The sequence below is a fragment of the Sphingopyxis sp. genome (assembly GCF_965279755.1).
In the GTDB taxonomy this organism is placed as follows: domain Bacteria; phylum Pseudomonadota; class Alphaproteobacteria; order Sphingomonadales; family Sphingomonadaceae; genus Sphingopyxis.
This window is the reverse complement of sequence record NZ_OZ257261.1, coordinates 1484547-1503372: the sequence shown is the minus strand read 5'-3', so window position 1 is coordinate 1503372 and position 18826 is coordinate 1484547. Positions and strand designations below refer to the sequence as shown.

18 protein-coding genes are annotated in these 18826 nt (G+C 67.2%); 9 read left to right on the top strand and 9 right to left on the bottom strand.

Translation table 11 applies throughout. From position 1 onward, the window contains the following. The first annotated feature begins 58 nt into the window (after window positions 1-58). The 3 genes from ACQY80_RS07315 to ACQY80_RS07305 are packed head-to-tail and all read left to right on the top strand — an operon-like array spanning window position 59 to window position 3911. Window positions 59-1594, top strand: coding sequence for an NAD(P)/FAD-dependent oxidoreductase (locus ACQY80_RS07315; RefSeq protein WP_428685106.1), 1536 nt, complete (start codon window positions 59-61; stop codon window positions 1592-1594). A 23-nt stretch (window positions 1595-1617) separates the two neighbouring features. Then, a complete protein-coding gene (locus ACQY80_RS07310) occupies window positions 1618-2052 on the top strand; it encodes a GtrA family protein (RefSeq protein WP_428685104.1) in 435 nt (144 codons plus the stop codon). Next, window positions 2049-3911: a hypothetical protein gene (locus ACQY80_RS07305; RefSeq protein ID WP_428685102.1), complete on the top strand. Its 1863-nt coding sequence runs from the start codon at window positions 2049-2051 to the stop codon at window positions 3909-3911. The genes ACQY80_RS07310 and ACQY80_RS07305 overlap by 4 nt, the downstream gene beginning before the upstream one ends. A gap of 4 nt (window positions 3912-3915) precedes the next feature. On the opposite strand, the gene msrB is transcribed toward ACQY80_RS07305, so the two are convergent. From msrB to ACQY80_RS07285, 4 genes are all read right to left on the bottom strand, one after another. After that, entirely contained in the window at window positions 3916-4404 is a 489-nt protein-coding gene (gene msrB, locus ACQY80_RS07300; protein WP_428685100.1) for a peptide-methionine (R)-S-oxide reductase MsrB, read from the bottom strand. Window positions 4405-4463: 59 nt separating this feature from the next. Further along, window positions 4464-5720, bottom strand: coding sequence for a cytochrome P450 (locus ACQY80_RS07295; RefSeq protein ID WP_428685098.1), 1257 nt, complete (start codon window positions 5718-5720; stop codon window positions 4464-4466). 69 nt (window positions 5721-5789) lie between these two features. After that, on the bottom strand, window positions 5790-7061 hold the full coding sequence (locus tag ACQY80_RS07290; protein WP_428685096.1) for an ABC transporter permease: 1272 nt from the start codon (window positions 7059-7061) through the stop codon (window positions 5790-5792). Then, entirely contained in the window at window positions 7058-8008 is a 951-nt protein-coding gene (locus ACQY80_RS07285) for an ABC transporter ATP-binding protein (RefSeq protein ID WP_428685094.1), read from the bottom strand. Before ACQY80_RS07285 ends, ACQY80_RS07290 begins: the two co-directional genes overlap by 4 nt. A gap of 67 nt (window positions 8009-8075) precedes the next feature. Here ACQY80_RS07285 and queG point away from each other — a divergent pair, with 67 nt between their 5' ends. Further along, the gene (queG, locus tag ACQY80_RS07280) at window positions 8076-9128 is read left to right on the top strand and encodes a tRNA epoxyqueuosine(34) reductase QueG (RefSeq protein ID WP_428685092.1); all 1053 of its coding nucleotides are present in this window, start codon (window positions 8076-8078) and stop codon (window positions 9126-9128) included. A 12-nt stretch (window positions 9129-9140) separates the two neighbouring features. On the opposite strand, the gene ACQY80_RS07275 is transcribed toward queG, so the two are convergent. Together ACQY80_RS07275 and ACQY80_RS07270 are read right to left on the bottom strand one after the other, a co-directional pair. Then, complete coding sequence (locus ACQY80_RS07275; protein WP_428685090.1) at window positions 9141-9524, bottom strand: hypothetical protein; 384 nt, start codon at window positions 9522-9524, stop codon at window positions 9141-9143. Beyond that, on the bottom strand, window positions 9521-10198 hold the full coding sequence (locus ACQY80_RS07270; protein WP_428685088.1) for an EI24 domain-containing protein: 678 nt from the start codon (window positions 10196-10198) through the stop codon (window positions 9521-9523). The genes ACQY80_RS07275 and ACQY80_RS07270 overlap by 4 nt, the downstream gene beginning before the upstream one ends. A gap of 110 nt (window positions 10199-10308) precedes the next feature. Between ACQY80_RS07270 and ACQY80_RS07265 the strand changes: the two genes are divergently transcribed. Continuing rightward, window positions 10309-11307, top strand: coding sequence for an adenosine kinase (locus ACQY80_RS07265; RefSeq protein WP_428685086.1), 999 nt, complete (start codon window positions 10309-10311; stop codon window positions 11305-11307). 4 nt (window positions 11308-11311) lie between these two features. On the opposite strand, the gene ACQY80_RS07260 is transcribed toward ACQY80_RS07265, so the two are convergent. The 3 genes from ACQY80_RS07260 to tsaD all read right to left on the bottom strand — a co-directional run bounded on the left by ACQY80_RS07260 (window position 11312) and on the right by tsaD (window position 14961). After that, window positions 11312-12790, bottom strand: coding sequence for a lipopolysaccharide biosynthesis protein (locus ACQY80_RS07260; protein ID WP_428685780.1), 1479 nt, complete (start codon window positions 12788-12790; stop codon window positions 11312-11314). 147 nt (window positions 12791-12937) lie between these two features. Further along, window positions 12938-13930, bottom strand: a complete 993-nt coding sequence (locus ACQY80_RS07255) for an NAD(P)H-dependent glycerol-3-phosphate dehydrogenase (protein WP_428685084.1) — start codon at window positions 13928-13930, stop codon at window positions 12938-12940. Continuing rightward, window positions 13927-14961, bottom strand: coding sequence for a tRNA (adenosine(37)-N6)-threonylcarbamoyltransferase complex transferase subunit TsaD (gene tsaD / locus ACQY80_RS07250; RefSeq protein ID WP_428685082.1), 1035 nt, complete (start codon window positions 14959-14961; stop codon window positions 13927-13929). The genes ACQY80_RS07255 and tsaD overlap by 4 nt, the downstream gene beginning before the upstream one ends. 60 nt (window positions 14962-15021) lie before the next feature. On the opposite strand from tsaD, the gene hemC reads away from it, so the two are divergent. The 4 genes from hemC to ACQY80_RS07230 are packed head-to-tail and all read left to right on the top strand — an operon-like array spanning window position 15022 to window position 18825. Continuing rightward, window positions 15022-15975: a hydroxymethylbilane synthase gene (gene hemC / locus ACQY80_RS07245; RefSeq protein WP_428685080.1), complete on the top strand. Its 954-nt coding sequence runs from the start codon at window positions 15022-15024 to the stop codon at window positions 15973-15975. Beyond that, window positions 15972-16661 (top strand): uroporphyrinogen-III synthase, encoded by a 690-nt coding sequence (locus ACQY80_RS07240; protein WP_428685078.1) that lies wholly within the window; start codon window positions 15972-15974, stop codon window positions 16659-16661. The genes hemC and ACQY80_RS07240 overlap by 4 nt, the downstream gene beginning before the upstream one ends. Before the next feature lie 19 nt (window positions 16662-16680). Next, window positions 16681-17580, top strand: coding sequence for a hypothetical protein (locus ACQY80_RS07235; protein ID WP_428685076.1), 900 nt, complete (start codon window positions 16681-16683; stop codon window positions 17578-17580). A gap of 42 nt (window positions 17581-17622) precedes the next feature. Then, complete coding sequence (locus ACQY80_RS07230) at window positions 17623-18825, top strand: acyl-CoA dehydrogenase (protein ID WP_428685074.1); 1203 nt, start codon at window positions 17623-17625, stop codon at window positions 18823-18825. Window position 18826 lies beyond the last annotated feature (1 nt).

Genomic DNA, 18826 nt, shown 5'->3' with positions numbered 1-18826 from the left:
GTTCTTAGCCATGTTTGGGCAGAGCGGCAGGCGAGCAAGACTTTCCTGTGGGGGAATTATGACCGACGTCCAAGTGCCGACCAGCCGTCCGACCAGCGCCGATGTGGCGATTATCGGGGCGGGCCCGGCGGGGCTGACCGCCGCTTACCTGCTGACGAAGCAGGGCCTCAAGGTGACGGTCATCGAAAAAGACCCCGTCTATGTCGGCGGCATCAGCCGCACGGTCGAGCATGAGGGCTTCCGTTTCGACATCGGCGGGCATCGCTTCTTTTCGAAGAGCCGCGAGGTCGTCGATCTGTGGAACGAGATCCTGCCCGACGATTTCATCGAGCGGCCGCGGATGAGCCGCATCTATTATGAAGGAAAATTCTACAGCTATCCGCTGCGCGCGTTCGAGGCGCTGTGGAACCTCGGTATCATACGTTCGACGCTGTGCATGATCAGCTATGCGCAGGCGAAGCTGTTCCCCAACAAGAGTGTCCGCAGTTTCGAGGACTGGACGATCAACCAGTTCGGCAAGAAACTCTATTCGATCTTCTTCAAGACCTATACCGAGAAGGTGTGGGGGATGCCGTGCGACGAAATGTCGGCCGACTGGGCGGCGCAGCGCATCAAGGGGCTTTCGCTCGGCGGCGCCGTGATCGACGGGCTGAAGCGCAGCCTCGGGCTCAACAAGCGCCCGAACGACGGCATGGCGACCAAGACCCTGCTCGAAACCTTCCGCTATCCGCGGCTTGGTCCCGGCATGATGTGGGATGCGGCGCGCGACAAGGTCGTGGCTGGCGGCAATCATGTGCTGATGGGCCACAGCTTCAAGCAGCTGACGCAGGATCAGGTCAGCGGCCGCTGGCGGCTGACCGCCAATGGTCCCGACGGCGACGTCGTGATCGACGCCGCGCATGTGATCAGCTCGGCGCCGATGCGTGAGCTGGCGGCGCGGATCCATCCGCTTCCGGCGTGCGCGTTGACCGCCGCGCCGAAGCTCAATTACCGGGACTTCCTGACCGTCGCGCTCAAGATCCGCTCGGAGGATCTGTTCCCCGACAACTGGATCTATATTCACGACAGCAAGGTGCAGGTCGGCCGCGTCCAGAATTTCCGCAGCTGGTCGCCCGAAATGGTGCCCGATCCCGAACTCGCGTGCGTCGGGCTCGAATATTTCTGTTTCGAAGGCGATGGGCTCTGGTCGTCGAGCGATGCCGATCTGATCGCGCTCGGCACGAAGGAAATGGCGACCCTCGGCCTCTGCAACCCCGACGATGTCGTCGGCGGCGCGGTCGTGCGCCAAGAAAAGGCCTATCCGGTCTACGACGATGACTATGCGGCGCATGTCACGACGATGCGTACCGAGCTGGAAGCCAAATATCCGACGCTGCACATGGTCGGGCGCAACGGCATGCACCGCTATAACAATCAGGATCATGCGATGATGACCGCGATGCTGACGGTGCGCAATATCGTCGCCGGCGAGCGCCTCTATGACATCTGGGGCGTCAACGAAGACGCCGAATATCACGAGAGCGGCACCGAGGGCGAGCAGGCGGCGCTGGCGTCGGTCCGCGACGTTCCGGCGCGCGTCTCCAAAGCGGCCTGAGCGCTGCCAGAGGGCATAGGACCATGGCGCAAAGCATCGCCGGACTGATCGCGACGATTCGTCGCGGCGAAATCCGCTGGCTGAACTATCTGCTCGCCAGCGGTCTTGCGCTTGGCAGCGACGCGGGACTTTTCCTGCTGCTGCTCGACGCCGGGCTGCCGCCGATGGCGGCGTCGGCGGTCGGCTATTGCGCGGGGATTCTCGTTCACTGGCTCGTGTCGAGCCGCCTCGTCTTTGCCGACGGTGCAGCGGCGCGCGGCACCGATGAACGGCATCGCCAGAAATTGCTCTTCGTCGGGTCGGCGCTGATCGGCCTTGCGATCACGACCGCGATCGTCGGCACCGGCACCGCGCTGGGTCTCGATCCGCGCCTCGCCAAGCTCGCGGCGATCATCGTCAGCTTCCAGACGACCTATCTGCTGCGCCGCCATATCGTTTTCCGCACGGCCGCGGCATGACCGACGCGGCGACGCCCGCTTCGCCCGGCCTTGATACGTCGACCGCGGTGCCGGCTGATGCGCCGGGCCCTTTCGGCGCCTGGCTCACGCCCTTCCGGATAGCGCTGATCGTCTGGACCGTGCTTGCCGCGATCCTGATTGCGGTGCGTTGGCACGCGATCATGACGGTCGAACTCAGCGACACCGACGACGCGATGCGGATGGCGCAGGTTCGCGATCTGCTGGCCGGGCAGGGCTGGTGGGATCTTATGCAATATCGGGTCAATCCGGCGGGCGGCGGCGTGCTGATGCACTGGTCGCGGATCGTCGATGCACCGCTTGCGCTCGGTATCCTTCTGCTGCGGCCGATCTTCGGCCAGCCGCTCGCCGAACAGGTCGTGATGACGCTGTGGCCGCTGATGCTCGGCGCCGCGCTCAGCGTTGCCTGCGCGCTCGGCTATCGGTCGCTGTCCGACCGGCGGATCGCCTATGTCGCGCCTCTCTATCTGGTATCGGCGGCGTTCATCGTCATTCAGCTGCGCCCGCTTCGCGTCGATCATCATGGTTGGCAGATCTTCCTTGCGATGCTGATGATGGGGCAGGCGCTGCGGCCCGCGAGCGGGCGGGCGGGACTGATCGCGGGTCTTTCGGCGGCGGCGCTGCTTGCCATTTCGATCGAGGGGCTTCCGGTCGTCGCGCTGTTCGCCGCGCTCGCCGCGCTGCGCTGGGCGCTCGGCGCGAGTGTCGCCGACCGGGTACGCCTGAATGGCTATATGGGCGGGCTCGCCGGCGGCGCGCTGTTTTTTCAATTTCTGACGCGGGGTCCGGCGGGCCTCGTCGGCCGCTGGTGCGATTCGCTGTCGGCGCCCTATATCGCGGCGTTCGCCGCGGCTGCGACGGCGGTTTTCCTGGTGACGCGCATCGATCCCGCGCGCCGCTGGGTTCGCTTCGCGGCGCTTGGCGCCGCCGGGGCGCTGGCGGGTGCCATGCTGGTCGGCGTCGAGCCGCTCTGCGCGGCGGGGCCCTTTGCCACGCTCGACCCGATCGTCGTCAAATATTGGTACATCGGAGTGCGGGAAGGCCAACCGGTGTGGTCGTCATCGGTGACGACGGAGATTTTCGTGATTGTTCCGTCGCTGGTCGGGCTCGCGGGCTCATGTCTTGCGTGGCGCGACGGCAAGACGGACGAAGACCGGCGGAACTGGGCGACGGTGATCATCGCGCTGCTCGGCGCCTTTGCGTTGTCGCTGCTGGTGCTCCGCAGCGTCGGCACCGCGCATCTCTTTGCCTTGCCCGGTTGTGCGTGGCTCGGCCTCCGTATCTGGTTCCGTTCGCGATCGATCGCCTCGTTGTTACCGCGAGTCCTGATGTCGGCGGCGGCGGCGCTAACCATGCCGATGCTGGCCGGAATGGCCGTTGCGGCGGGCGCGGGACTGGTCTCGCCCGAGGTGAAGGCGGATCAGCAGAAAGAGGTTAAGGGGACGCCCGAGCGCACATGCCTCGATCCCGCGACGATCGCTGCGTTGGACCGCTTGCCCCGGGCGACGCTGCTGACGCCGATCGACCTTGGCGCGCCGCTCGTCTTCTGGACGCGCCATTCGATGGTCGCGACGCCGCATCACCGCAACAAGGAGGCGATGGCCGACACGTTGCGCATCTTCATCGGCGATCCGGCAAAGGCCGAGGCGCTCGTCCGCAAGCAACAGGCGACGCTGATTGTCTTCTGTCCGACCGCGAATGATTTCACCTCATATCGCCGCGTGAACAAGAAGAACCTTGCGGCGCAGCTATACGCGGGCAAGGCACCCGACTGGCTCGAACCTGTTCCGCTGGGAACGGGCTCGGCGCTCGCGGTCTGGCGCGTGAAGCCAGCGACCTGACGGGTCACGCGGGCGTGAAGCGCAACGCCGCCCCGTTCATGCAGTAACGCTTTCCCGTCGGTTTCGGGCCGTCGTTGAAGACATGGCCGAGGTGGCCGCCGCAGCGACGGCAATGCACTTCGGTCCGCGCAACGCCGATCTCATAGTCGGTCGAGGTCGCGATCGCGCCTTTCAGCGGCGCCCAGAAGCTTGGCCAGCCGGTGCCGCTGTCGAATTTGGTCTTGCTCGAATAGAGCGGCAGTGCGCAGCCCGCGCAGGCGAAGGTGCCGACGCGATGCTCGTTGTTCAGCGGATTGCTGAAGGCGCGCTCGGTCGCGGCCTCGCGGAGCACGCGATATTGCATTGGCGTCAGGCGTTTTTGCCACTCGGCATCGGTCAGGCGCCATCCCGACTCGGCGAGCGGGCGCTTGCCGGGCTTGGCGAAGAGCATCGGCGCGGCGATCATGGCCCCGCCGAGCGCGAGACCGGTGACGATGTAGCGGCGTTCGATCATGTCGGGCTTCCTCATATGCCCTTATACGCGCCGAACCTGCGCCCGGTTACAGCCGCGCGTCAATAGCGCTCCAGCTCGACCTGCATATGGCGATAGCCATGGACGAAGCTGGCGTTGACGCGCTCGGGCTCCGACAGGACGTTCACGCGCAGGCGGCGCTTCTGCATTTCGGAGATCAAGGTCGTCAGCTGCAGTTCGGCGACCCGGGCGCCGACACAGCGGTGGATGCCATAGCCGAAGGCGAGGTGACGACGGGCATTTTCGCGGTCGACGATGATCCTGTCGCCGTCGGGAAAAATCTCCTCGTCGCGGTTCGCCGAAGCATACCACAGGGCCAGCTTGTCGCGCTTCTTGATCTGGTGCCCGAACAATTCGGTATCCTCGGTCGCGGTGCGGCGCATATGCGCAAGCGGGGTCTGCCAGCGAATGATCTCGTGCATCGCATTGACCGCGAGTTCGGGATCGTGATTCGCCTCGAGCTTTGCGCGTTCCTCGGGGAAACAATGCAGACCATAGGCATAGGCCGACATCGAATTCCGCGTCGTATCGTTGCCGCCGACGATGAGCAGGATGAGGTTCCCCATGAACTCATTCTCGCTCATATGCTTCATCGCGTCGGACTGAAGCATGATCGAGATGAGGTCGTGCTTGCCGGGATTCTGCGCCTTCTTGTCCCACAATTGCTTGAAGGCGGCGCCCATTTCAAAGGCTTGGGCCAAGCGAGCGTGGCGCTGTTCGACGGTGCTGAAGCTTTCGATGTCGCCGAGTGCGTCCGACCAGCGCGTCAGATTGTGGCGATCTTCCCATGGGAAATCGAACAGGATTGCGAGCATGTCGGTCGTCAGCTCGATCGACAGTTTTTCGACCCAGTCAAAGGATTCGCCGATCGGCAGCGTGTCGATCAGCGCCGCGGTGCGCGCGACAGTGTCGGCGCGCATGCGCTCGATTTCCGACGGGCCGAAGGCGGGGGCAACGGTGCGGCGCTGCGCCGTGTGCTGGGGCGGGTCCATTGCGATGAACATCGGCATCGGCACATCGCCTTCCTGCAGATGCTCGATTCCGTCGCCGGCGACGGTGATCCCGCCATATTCCCAGCTGGAGGAGAAAATCTTGGGCAGCGCCTCGATATGCTGGATCGGCTTGTAGGTCGTCACCGACCAATAGGGGCCGAATTTCGAATCCTCGACATAATGAATCGGCGATTCGGCGCGCAGCTGGCGCATCGGTTCCTGCCAGCGATCCTCGCGCCACAGCTCGGCGCGGCTGACGTCCAGCGGATTGGGAGTTTCGGGTTCGACGAGAATCTGGGTGGCCATGGGCTGCTCCTCTACGCGGCCGTCTGGCGCGGCCGATTCAGTTGCAGAATGCCACTATTTACAGCTTTGTCAATGAGGGGAAGCGGACTCCGCAGCCGCAACCGTCCGAGCCTTTTTCCAGAATTTCCAGCCGCTGCCGCTGCTGAGCACCCCGGCGCGAAACAGGCGGACCGACAGATAGACGGTGAGCGCGACCCAGATCGCCTGCCAGCCGAGCGTGAGCAGGTGGATGCCATGCGCGCCGTCGGTTGCGGCGCGCGCCGCCATCGCGAAGGGCGACGAGAAAGGAAAGATCTGCGCGAACTGCGCGAGTCCCGACCCGGGCGCGCTTGCGGCGGCGGCCGACAGGCTGAACATCCCGACCTGGAAAATGGTGATCGGCAGGCTGAGCATCTGGATTTCGCGCACCGTTCCGGCCTGCGCGCCGACGCCGAGGAAGACCGCGCCGAGCAACAGGAAGGCCATGACGAAATAGCAGAGCGAGATGGCGAAGAAGAAGGGCCAGCCGCTGGCGGGAGCGACCGTGAGCGCGGCGGCGGGTTTGCCTGCAGCGGCGATCGCGGCCGGGTCCATCTGGGTCAGCGCGACGAATCCGCCGGCAACTGCGACCACACTCCAGAAGGCGATGAACAGCACGGCGACGCCAAGCATGCCGAGCAGCTTGCCGAGGAAGACGCTTTCGAGCGGCACCGCGGCGGCGAGAATCTCGATGACCTTGTTGCCCTTTTCCTCGGCGAGCGAACTCACCGTCTGGCCCGCGAGGAGCAGCGTCATCAGGAAGATCAGGAAGACCGCACCGAAGCCGAGCGACTGCTGCGCCGCGATGCTCGTTCCGCCATGGGTGATCGCCTCATAGGTCACGGCGACCGGCGGCACCGTACCCGCTGCGCGGTGCAGGACGACATCGCTGGCCAGCAGCGCGAGGTAGCGCCCCGGCCGGCTGCCCGCTTCGCGCTCGACGATGCGCGGCGCGGTCAGGTCGCCGCTCATCACCGCATAAGTGTCGGCACCCTTCTCGCGCGTGATCGCCAGCGGATCAGGCGCTTGGCCGTCGGCGCTGCGGAATTCGAGCATCGGGGGGCGTTCGCCGCGCGGCAGCGCTTCTCGCAGTCGCCCGTCGGCCGCACGCAGCGCCTCGATATCGGCCGGCGCGGCGATCGCGACGATGCGACCCGCACCGCGCGCGCTATCGGCGAGCTGAGACGCGCCAACCCCGCCGACCAGCCCCATGCCGACCATGAATAGGGGGGCGAGCAGGAACAGCAGAAAGGTCGGGGTTGCGACGATCGCCAGGAAATCACGGCGCGCGATGACGAACATATTCTTGATGAAGGCGTTCATGCTGCGGCCTCCTCGACTGCGTCACTTTCGGGCGTGGCGTCGAAGCCGGCGTCGACCTGACGCACGATATGGACGAAAGCGTCGTGGAGTGCCGGGCGTGCGATCGACAGGCCCGCGACGCCATGCCCGCTTGCGGTGATGCGCGCGAGCAAAGGTTCGACGTCGGCTTCCTCGATCGCGAAATGCCAGGCGTCGCCATTGCGTTTCGCACCGGGTGGGAGCAACGCCGCCACGGTCTCGCCGCCGCCGCGCGGCGTATAGCGCACCTGCATCGGCAGCAGTGCGCGCGCCTCGTCGACCGTGCCCTCGAAGCGCCGCTGCGAACGCGCGATGATCGCGAGCCGGTCGCAGAGCCGTTCGGCATGCGCCATGACATGCGTCGAAAAAAGGATCGTCGCGCCGCGGTCGCGCTCGCGCCGCACCAGCATCTCGAGCCGCTCCTGATTGACCGGATCGAGGCCCGAGAAAGGTTCGTCGAGCACGATCAGGTCGGGGGCATGGACGATCGATCCGATCAGCTGGACCATCTGCGCCATGCCCTTCGACATCTTGCGGATCCTTTCGTCGATCACGCGCTCGAGCCCGAGTTCGGTCATGAAGGTCGCAGCGCGGCGGCGGCCCTCGCTCCAGTCGAGTCCGCGCAGCGCGCCCATGAACGCGATCGCCTCGCGCGCCTTCATGCCCGGATAAAGCCCACGTTCTTCGGGGAGATAGCCGATGCGGTGGCGCACCGACTGCGGCTTGTGTCCGCCGAGAAGCCGGCTCGTCCCCTCGTCGGGATCGATGATGCCCAACGTCATGCGCAGGCTGGTCGTCTTGCCCGCACCATTGGGGCCAAGCACGCCATAGATGCTTCCGGCGGGCACCTGCAGGCTGACATGGTCGACCGCCTTGAACGCGTCGAAATATTTGGTGAGGCCGGTCGCCTCGACGCTGAAATCGGTCAAGCTCTGGTCCCTGAATATGCTGTCGCCGGACTATGGCACGAAGATATTGTTCCCGTATAGAGCGCCAATGGTTGCCGAAGCCTTGCCCGCCCTGGAGCAGATGCTGGAAGCGGTCGCGCGCGAGCACGGCTTTGCAGCGTTCGGAATCGCGCGCGCCGACGCCGCGCCCCAGACCGCAGCGCGGCTGAACCAGTGGCTTGCCGAAGGCTGTCACGGCGACATGATCTGGATGGAAAGCCGCGCGGAGCAGCGTGGCTCACCGCAGGGTCTGTGGCCCGAGGTGAAATCGGTGATCGCGCTCGGCATGAGCTATGCGCCCGAGCAGGATCCGCTGGCGCTGGCAGAGGTGCCCGAGCGCGGGCGGATCTCGGTCTATGCGCAGGGCGCCGACTATCATGACGTCGTCAAAAAGGCGCTGAAGGCGGTGGCTCGCTGGCTGGTGGCCGAGGTGCCGGGCGCCGAGGTCAAGGTGTTCGTCGACACCGCGCCGGTGATGGAAAAGCCGCTCGCCGCCGCCGCGGGGCTCGGCTGGCAGGGCAAGCATACGAACATGGTCAGCCGCGAGCATGGCAGCTGGCTGTTTCTCGGCGCGATCTACACGACGCTCGATCTGGCGCCGTCGGTGCCGGTGCGAGACCGGTGCGGCAGCTGCACCGCATGTCAGGATGCATGTCCGACCGCGGCCTTTCCCGAGCCCTACCGCCTCGACGCGCGGCGCTGCATATCCTACCTCACGATCGAGCATGACGGCCCGATCCCGGTCGAGTTCCGGCGTGCGATGGGCAACCGCATCTATGGCTGCGACGATTGCCTTGCGGTTTGCCCGTGGAACAAGTTTGCCGATACCGCCGCGCGCCACCGCGCTTTCCTGCCGCGCGCCGAGCTGGTCGCGCCGTCGCTCGCCGACCTGCTGGCGCTCGACGATGCCGGATTCCGTCAGGTCTTCGCGGGCTCGCCGATCAAGCGCATCGGGCGGGGCCGTATGGTCCGCAATGCCGCGATCGCGGCCGGAAACAGTGGCGATCCACGCTTTACCGCGCGCCTGACCGAGCTGGCGGCGGATGAATCGCCGATGGTCGCCGACGCGGCGGCATGGGCGCTCGCCGAGCTGGCGTCATGATGTCGTCGCGACTCAGCGACGGCCAAGTGCGTTGATGCAGCTTTCGACATTGGCATCGCGCCCTTCGGGGGTGCGCGCGTCGACATGCGTGGCGACGGGTTCGGAGCCCTGCTTCGGCGCATAATAATAGACGTCGAGAATGCACGGCGTGCCGGCGAATTGCAGCTTGCGCCCCATGCCTTCCTGTACGTCGAGCCGCGGTTTGCCGAACATCTGCAGCGCGGCGTTTGCGTTGTGGCCGACCAGGCTGTTCGACTGGGTGATGCGCGGCGGGGTAGGCGGCGGTGCGGGACGCACGCCACTGGGCGGAGCGGGACGGGGCACCGCCGCCGCGCCGCATCCGCCCAGCGTCGCAGCAAGCGCCGCAACGGCGATCAGCCTCGAAATATTCGTCATTCGTCCCCGTCCCTCAGGTGCAACAGGTGGACGGCCATAGCTGCGCTGGCAATCGGGGCCAACAGATTGGCGACGGGAACCAGGAAGCTTGCGGCAGACAGCGCGCCGAGCGACCAGCGCGCCCCGCGCGTCAGCCGTGGCCGGTCTGGATGGCGCGCGAGCACCATCGCCTCGAGATCGCGGCCGAGCAGCGCGGCGTTGATCGCGAAGGCCAGCAGGGGTGCGCCGATCGCGGTGAACAACAGGGGAATATAGATGGGCAGTGCGATCAGATTGACCGCGACGAGCCGGCCGACCGAGGCAAGACCGAGGCGCAGGCTTTTGGCAAAGCTCACCGACACTGCGCGCGCCGCTGCCGCGGGATAATGGCGGCCCTCGACATCGGCGACGATGCCGTCGGCGAAGAGCCCGACGACGAGGATCGCGACGGCGCGGAACAGCAGCCAGCTCCCCGCAACGAGGAGCAGCGCGACGAGCACGCCCGCCATGTCGCGTTCGGTGCCGCCGAGCCACTGCCAATGGTCCAGCCCCCAGCGCGCTGCGAAGAAGATCGCGGCACCCGCGGCGGCAAAGATCAGCAGGGTCAGCGCAAGGCTGGCGGCGAGCACGCGCAGCACGCGCGGATGCGGTAGATCCTTGAGCGCGAGCAGCAGGGCGTGAACGGCGCGGGCCATGGCACGGGGATGGCGCGGTCATGCACCGTCCGTCAAGCGTCGTGCTTGCCTTGCGGGCGTGTCCCCCCTAAAGGCGCGCGCAGCTTTTCCCATACAGCACAGGAATTTTCATGGCCTCCACCGCCCGTTTCGATGTTGTCGCGATCGGCAATGCCATCGTCGACGTTCTGGCCCGCGCCGATGACGCGCTCATCGAGAGCGAGAAGCTGGTCAAGGGATCGATGCGGCTGATCGACGCCGAGGAAGCGACGCGCCTCTATGCGGCGATGGGTCCGGCCGTCGAAATGTCGGGCGGCAGCGCGGCGAACACGCTCGCGGGCATGGCGGCGCTCGGCCGGAACTGCGGCTTCATCGGTCAGGTCGCGAAGGACCAGCTTGGCCAGGTCTTTACCCATGACCTGACCTCGCTCGGCGTCGCGTTCGATACGCCGGCGCAGGATGGCGGCGCGCCGACCGCACGCTGCCTGATCCTTGTTACCCCCGATGGCCAGCGGACAATGAACACCTTCCTCGGCGCGTCGCAGAGCCTTGGCCACGACTCGCTCGACGCGGCGCTGATCGCCGATGCCGATATCCTTTATCTCGAAGGCTATCTCTGGAATGCCGATGCTTCGCGGGCGGCAATGGCCGAGGCGATCGGCCTTGCCCGCGCTGCCGGCCGCCGCGTTGCTTTCACCCTGTCCGACACCTTCGTCGTCGCCGGGCATGGCGAGGATTTCCGCCGCATGATGGCGGCGCGCGAGATCGACATCCTGTTCGCCAACGAGGCCGAACTGCTCGAACTGGCGCAGGAAAGCGATTTCGAAGCCGCGCTCGCCAAGGTCGCGGCCGAAGTGCCGCTGCTCGTTGCGACGCGCAGTGAGCATGGCGCGGTCGCAGTGGCCGACGGTGTGCGCACCGAAGTGGGCGCCGAACCGATCGACACCGTCGTCGACACCACCGGCGCCGGCGACCTCTTCGCCGCCGGCTTCCTTTCGGGCCTCGCAGAGGGCCGCGCGATCGCCGACTGCCTGACGATGGGCGCCGTGTGCGCGTGCGAAATCATCGCGCAGGTCGGACCGCGTGCGCAGACCGATCTGAAGGCGAAAGTCGCCGCGCGGTTGGGTTGAGAGGTTAGGCTCCCGGCGCTGCCGCGTCGGGATTTTTTCTGAACAGGGCGCGGTCGGCGGGGCCGAAACCGCGCGTCCAGATCAGCCAGGCGTAGATGCCGAGGATGACGGGGACGCCGATCAACAGTTCGGCCCATTCGGGGAGTTGCGTCGCCCCCCAACCCAGCACCGCCGCGCCGGCCGTCGCCCAGACGAGTGCCCAGCGCAGGCTGTTTACCGGCGCGCCGAGCACATGCGCGAGCAGCCGCGCCTTTACCACCGAAGCGAAACCGAGCGCGATCATCAGCGCGAGAGCGACCGCGACGGCATAATAGATGGGGTCGAGCCCCATTGATTTTGCGAACAGGATCAATGCGACGCTGAGCACCGCCTGCAACGCGAGCGTCGCGAGGCTGATGAGCAGGTTGCGATGGCGCGCGACATAGACGAGCGCCGCCTCGCTCACGACGGCGGTCGCGGCGACGACTTCGGCGGCGAGCAGAAAGGCAAGCGCGCCCGACCCGCTCACGAACTGCGGGCCGACAAGGCCCATGACGGCTTCACCGGGAATGCCGAGCGCTAGCGCGATGCCAGCCTGCGCCGCTATGATCCAGAATCCGACCTGACTCACCTGGGCTGCGACGGCGGCGAGCCTGTTCTCGGCCAGGTTGCGCGTGATGACCGGGCCAAGGATCGGTTCGAAGCTAGTCTTGAGCTTCTGCGGTAGCGAGGCGACCTGCTGCGCCATATAGTAAATTCCGTAGATCGCCGGCGAGGTAAACTGGCCGAGGATGAACAGGTCGAGCCGGCGCGTGCCCCATTCGATTGCGTCGGCTGCGGCGAGCGGGGCGTTACGCTTCGCGACCATGATCAGATGCGCGGGCTCCGGCCGCCAGACGCCGGGGCCGCCATAATGCCGGATCATCGGGATCAGCGCGGTGAGGAACGCGCCGACCATCGCGGCGGCATAGGAGAGCATCAGCCCGTCGCGCGGCGACACGAACCAGAAGCCCGCGGCGGCGACGCTGATCACCCACGGTTCGACAATGGCACGCGCACGCACCGTCGCGCCGATATCGAAGCGGTAGGCGCAGGCGGCAAGCGCGACATCGGTACCGGCGATCGCGAAGATCAGCAGCGCCATCCAGCGGTCGGTCCCGTCGATATCGCCGGCAGGGAACATGATCTGCGGCAACAGCAACAGGATTGCCGATCCGAGCGCCGAGGCGAGAAAGGCCACGAACATGCCGTCCCAGACGACGTGGCGATGGTCGGCGCCTTCGGCGCTAAGCTGTTCGGCGAGGCCACGCTTCAGACCCAATGTCGCGAGCTGTGCGACCAGTTCGATGACGAGCACCGCGAAAGCGAAGCGCCCGACTGCCTCGGGTCCGTACCAGCGGCCGGCGAAATAGAGGAAGGGCAGGCGCGCGACGAGGCGCATGATGAAGCCGAAGAAATTGGTGCGGCCGCCCTTGGCGAGCGCGGCGGTATCCGCATCAGCCATTGCAGGCTGGGCGGTGGGCGCGACCGCGCTGTCCGTCTGGCTCAAGCCCTGCGCCCCTTCTTGATGTCCCCGGCGCGCAATTTAGCGCGGAGCGAGGGGGCAGGCAATTGCGATAGATGGGTCATCATGTCGGGGCCGAATTGGTCTTCAAAGACCTTCGGATCGCAGCGGCCGGCTGAGCAGGGCCTGAATCGCCTCGCCCGCGCGAATCTCGCCCGAGACGAGCCGTGCCACCGCGTCGGTGATCGGCATGTCGATGCCGTCGGCGCGCGCCGCGGCGGCGATCACCGGTGCGCTGAAAGCTCCTTCGGCGACGGTGCGGCGGTCGGCCATCAGCGCCGCCGCATCGCCGCCGCGGCCCAGCCCCCGCCCGAGCGCGAAGTTGCGCGAGTTGGACGAGGTGCAGGTCAGCACGAGGTCGCCGAGCCCTGCGAGCCCGGCGAGCGTTTCTGCCTGCGCGCCGCGCGCCAGACCGAAGCGCGTCATTTCCGCGAAGCCGCGGCTGATGAGCGCCGCGCGGGCATTGAACCCCAGCCCGGCGCCGTCGACGATGCCGCACGCGATCGCGAGGATATTCTTCACCGCGCCTCCGATCTCGGCGCCGATCATGTCGGTGGAGACATAGGGACGGAAATGCGGGCGCGCGAGCGACCGGGCGATCGCTTCGGCGGTTTCTGTGTCGGCGGCGGCGAGGGTGATCGCGGTGGGCAGGCCCGCAGCGACTTCATGCGCGAAGGTCGGGCCCGAAAGCACCGCGAGCGGCCGCGCGGGCGCGACTTCCTTTGCGATATCGATCGGGAAGGCGAAGCTCCCGGCTTCCATTCCCTTGCTGCAGAAGATGAGCGGGGCGTTGCCCGCGGGCAGATCGGTCAGGACCGCGCGCAGGAAGGGGACGGGAACGACGACGAGTAGCGCGTCGCATGGTGCCAGATCGGACAGGGCGCCGGTCGCGGTCAGCGACGGCGACAATGTGGCGTCGGGCAGGAAGAGCGGGTTGCGGTGATCGGCATTGATCGCCGCAACCACCTCGTTCTCGCGCGCCCACAGGCGCACCGGTGCGCCTTCGGCAGCGAGCATCTGCGCGAGCGCCGTGCCCCATGCGCCGCCGCCGACCACGCCGAAATTTGCATATGACGTCATGCTTTCACTCCGGCTCCGCGAACGGCTTCGGCATCGGGATCGAGTGGCCAGCGCGGGCGCGCGGCGGTGTCGAGTGGATCGGTAAGGCCCGCCGCGAAGCGCTCGGCGCCGGCCCAGGCGATCATCGCGCCATTGTCGGTGCAGAGCCATAGCGGCGGCGCGACGAAAGGCTTGTCGAACCGCGTGGCCAGATCGGTGAGCGCGGTGCGGATCGCACCGTTCGCGGCAACGCCGCCCGCGACGACAAAGGCGGTCGCTTCGGGACAGGCGGCGAGCGCGATGCGGCTGCGGTCGACGAGGCAGTCGACCACCGCCTGCTGGAATGAGGCGGCGAGGTCGGGGGTGCTGTGCGCGCCGCTCGCGACCGCGCGGGCGACGGCGCTCTTGAGTCCCGCGAAGGAGAAATGCGGCTCGGCGCTGCCAAGCAGCGGGCGAGGGAAGGGCACCGCCCGCGGGTCGCCATCCCTTGCCGTCGCTTCGACTGCGGGGCCGCCGGGATAGCCGAGCCCGAGCAGTTTCGCGGTCTTGTCGAACGCCTCGCCCGCCGCGTCGTCGATCGTGGTGGCAAGGCGGCGATAATCGCCGACGCCGCGCACCAGCAGCAGCTGGCAATGGCCGCCCGAGACGAGCAGCAGCAGATAGGGAAAGCGGAGATCGGGATCGGTGAGCCGCGGGCTCAACGCATGACCCTCGAGGTGATTGACCGCGATCAGCGGCTTGCCCGCCGCATGCGCGAGCGCCTTGCCGGTGACGAGCCCGACCATCACCCCGCCGATCAGCCCCGGTCCGGCCGTCGCGGCGATCGCGTCGACCTCGGCCAGCGATACGCCAGCATCGGCCAGTACACCCTCGACGAGCGGCGAAAGCCGGTCGACATGCGCGCGCGCGGCGATTTCGGGAACGACGCCGCCATAGGGCCTGTGCTCGGCCTCCTGCCCCGCGACGCGGTGCGCCAATATGCGCCGGTCGCTGTCGACGAGCGCTGCCGCGGTTTCGTCGCAGCTCGATTCGAGGCCAAGGATCAGAGTCATATTGTTGCGCGCCCTTTACCCGCCCCTTTATCCGGAGAGCAAGTGACGCTAGCGGAAGATATGGCTTCGATCCCGCTTCCTACGCCCGCGACCCCGCTCCGCATCGGTACCCGCGCCTCCCCGCTCGCGCTCGCACAGGCGCATATGGCGGCGGTGGCGCTGACGAAGGCGCATGCGCTCGACCCCGCCGCGCTCGAAATCGTGCCGATGACGGCGACCGGCGACAAGATTCAGGACCGCGCGCTCGCCGAGGTTGGCGGCAAGGCGCTGTGGACGCGCGAACTCGACGCCGCGCTCGACGCCGGCGACATCGATATCGCGGTCCATTCGTTGAAGGATGTCGAGACGCTGCGCGATGCGCGCTTCGTGCTGGGGGCGATGCTTGAACGCGCCGACCCGCGCGACCGGCTGGTGGCGCGCGAAGGAATCGATGCGGGCGCGATTGCGGACCTGCCGCACGGCGCGCGGCTGGGGACGAGTAGCCCGCGCCGCGCCGCGCAGGTGCGCCGGCTCCGCCCCGACCTGGTCACCACGCTCCTGCGCGGCAACGTCCAGACGCGGCTGGCGAAACTCGCAGCCGGCGAGGTCGACGCGACTTTGCTCGCGGCGGCCGGGCTCGACCGGCTCGGCATGCACGACATCGGAAGCGTGCAGGCGGCCGATCTGCTGCTCCCTGCGGCGTCGCAGGGGGCGATCGGGATCGAATGCCGCGCCGACGATGCGGCGACCTTCGGCCTTCTGAAAGCGGTCGATCATGGACCGACGCATCACGCGGTCGCGGCTGAGCGCGCACTGCTGGCCGCGCTTGGCGGCGATTGCCGCTCGCCGGTGGCGGCTCATGCGGCGTGGCGCGATGACGGCAGCTTGCGGCTCGATGCCGAAATCTATTCGGACGACGGTGCCGAGCATGTCGCCGGCCACGCGATCATCGCCGGCGGGGGCGATGCCGAGGCGCTGGCGCACCGCCTGCTCGGCGACGCGCCCGACGCGGTACGGCGACTTTTCGCTGTATGAGCGCGGGCCTGCCGCTCCTCGTCACGCGCGCCGACCCCGGCGGGGCGACGACGGTCGAGCGGGCGCGGCAGGCCGGACTCGACGCGCGTCATCTGCCGCTGTTCGCGGCGCGGCCACTCGATTGGGACGTCCCCGACCCCGCGGCGTTCGATGCGTTGCTGATGACGAGCGCGCAGGCGGCGGGGCTCGGCGGGCCGGGTCTCGCGGCACTAGCGGACCTGCATGTACACGCGGTCGGCGAAGCGACCGCCGATGCCGCGCGGCAAGCCGGGCTGACGGTCGCGACCGTCGGCGACAGCGATGCCCGGACGCTGGTCGGCGCCATGGCGTCATCATCGATCGGGCGGCTCCTCTGGCTCTGCGGCCGCGAGCGGACAGTGTTTGAGGCGGCGGGAATCGCGGTCACCGCATTACCCGTCTATGCCGTCGACGTCGTGCCGCCGCCGCCCGGCTGGGATGGGCTGATTGCGGCGCCGGCGGTGGTGATGGGGCACTCGGCGCGCGGAGCGGAGCGAATCGCCGAGCTTGCGGGCGACCGGCGTAAGCATTTGACCTTGCTCGCGATCAGCGCGGCGGTCGCGGCGGCGGCGGGCGAAGGCTGGTCGAAAAAGGCCGTTTCGGAACACCCCGACGACGGCGCGATGTTGGCAGAGGCGCATGCTTTGTGCCACAAGGGCGCCCAATAGGGTCGTTCGAAAGAGACACATGACAATCGACAACATCGACAGGCCCGCGCCCGAAGAGGGTGCGGCCCCGGTGAAACGGCTTTCGCTACGCGCGCTTTTCATCGCCGCGATGATCTTTCTGATTCTGGGTGTGCTTGGCGGCGGCTGGGCGATGAGCCGTTGGCTGGCTTCGGATACACCGCCGACAGTCACGGTGGCGGCCGATGCACCCGGCGGTGCGCTCACCGCCGTCGGAGAAGCGCCCGCGGTCCCGGGAGCTGGCCAGTCCCTGGCTGCGGCGCCGGCCGACAGCGCCGATGCGCTTGGCGCGCGGGTCGCCGAACTCGAACAGCGTCTGTCGCGCATCACGTTGCAGGCCGAATCGGCATCGGGAAACGCTTCGCGCGCCGAGGGCCTGCTCGTTGCCTTCGCGGTGCGCCGCGCACTCGATCGCGGCCTGTCGCTCGGCTATCTTGAGGCGCAGCTCCGCCTGCGCTTCGGCGACGACCAGCCCAATGCGGTCAAGACGATTATCGAAACCTCGCGTGAACCTGTGACGCTCGAACAGCTCCGCGCCGAACTCGACGCGATCGCGCCCGAACTCGTCGGACGCAGCGGCGATAAGGGCAGCGTCTGGACCGGCATCCGCCGCGAACTGGGCGAATTGTTCGTGGTGCGACCGGCAGGAACGCAGTCGCCGCGCGCGACCGAACGTCTGGAGCGCGCGCGTCGCTATCTGGCCGGCGGGATGGCCGACAAGGCGATACTCGAGGTCCAGGCGATGCCCGGCGCGGCATCGGCGAACGAATGGCTGATCGACGCGCGCCGCTATAATGACGCGCGCCGCGCGCTTGACCTGATCGAGACGGCGGCGATATTGGAACCGCGCGACAGCACCGCCGTCGCGATGGCCCGCAACCCGGCCCCGACCAACCCCTGACCCGCGTCCTTACCGACGCGCATTCAAGAGAAAGCCCGACCCATGGCCCTCGCCGATCCGCAGCGCGTTGAAGCGCTGGACCCGTTCGATCCGCTCCAGCTCGCCGACCAACTCAGCGAAGAGGAACGGATGATTCAGGGCGCCGCGCGCGCCTATGCCGAGGGTGAACTGCTGCCGCGGGTGACCTCGGCCTTTCTCGACGAGCGGTTCGACCGGGAGATCATGCGCGAGATGGGCCAGCTTGGTCTGCTCGGTGCGACGATCGATCCCGAATATGGCGGCGCGGGCCTAAACTATGTGAGCTACGGGCTGATCGCGCGCGAAGTCGAACGCATCGATTCGGGCTATCGTTCGGCCTGTTCGGTGCAGAGCTCGCTCGTGATCCATCCGATCAATGCCTATGGCAGCGAGGAGCAGAAGCGGAAATTTCTGCCCGGGCTGACGTCGGGCGAACTTGTCGGCTGCTTCGGTCTGACCGAACCCGACGCGGGCAGCGACCCCGGCAGCATGCGCACGCGCGCCGAGAAGATCGAGGGCGGCTATCGCCTCAAGGGCGCGAAAATGTGGATCACCAATTCGCCGATCGCCGACGTCTTCGTCGTGTGGGCGAAGTCCGACGCGCACGACGGCGCGATCCGCGGCTTCGTCCTCGAAAAGGGCATGAAGGGCCTGTCGGCGCCGAAGATCGAAGGCAAAGTGTCCTTGCGCGCGTCGATCACCGGCGAGATCGTGATGGACGGCGTGGAGGTCGGCGAGGATGCGCTGCTTCCGCATGTGTCGGGTCTAAAGGGTCCGTTCGGCTGCCTCAATCGCGCGCGCTACGGCATCGGCTGGGGCGCGATGGGCGCGGCCGAATTCTGTTACGAGGCGGCGCGCAACTACACGCTCGAGCGCAAGCAGTTCGGCCGCCCGCTCGCGGCGAATCAGATCGTGCAATTGAAGCTTGCGAACATGCTCACCGAGATTTCGATGGGGTTGCAGACCGCGCTGCGCGTCGGCCGTCTGATCGACGACGGCCGCCTGATTCCCGACGCGATCAGCCTGCTGAAGCGCAACAATTGCGGCAAGGCGCTCGATATCGCGCGCGTCGCCCGCGACATGCACGGCGGCAACGGCATCTCGGCCGATTATCATGTCATCCGTCATGCGGTGAACCTCGAGACTGTGAACACCTATGAGGGCACGCACGACGTCCATGCGCTGATCCTCGGCCGCGCAATCACCGGCATTCCTGCCTTTTTCTGAG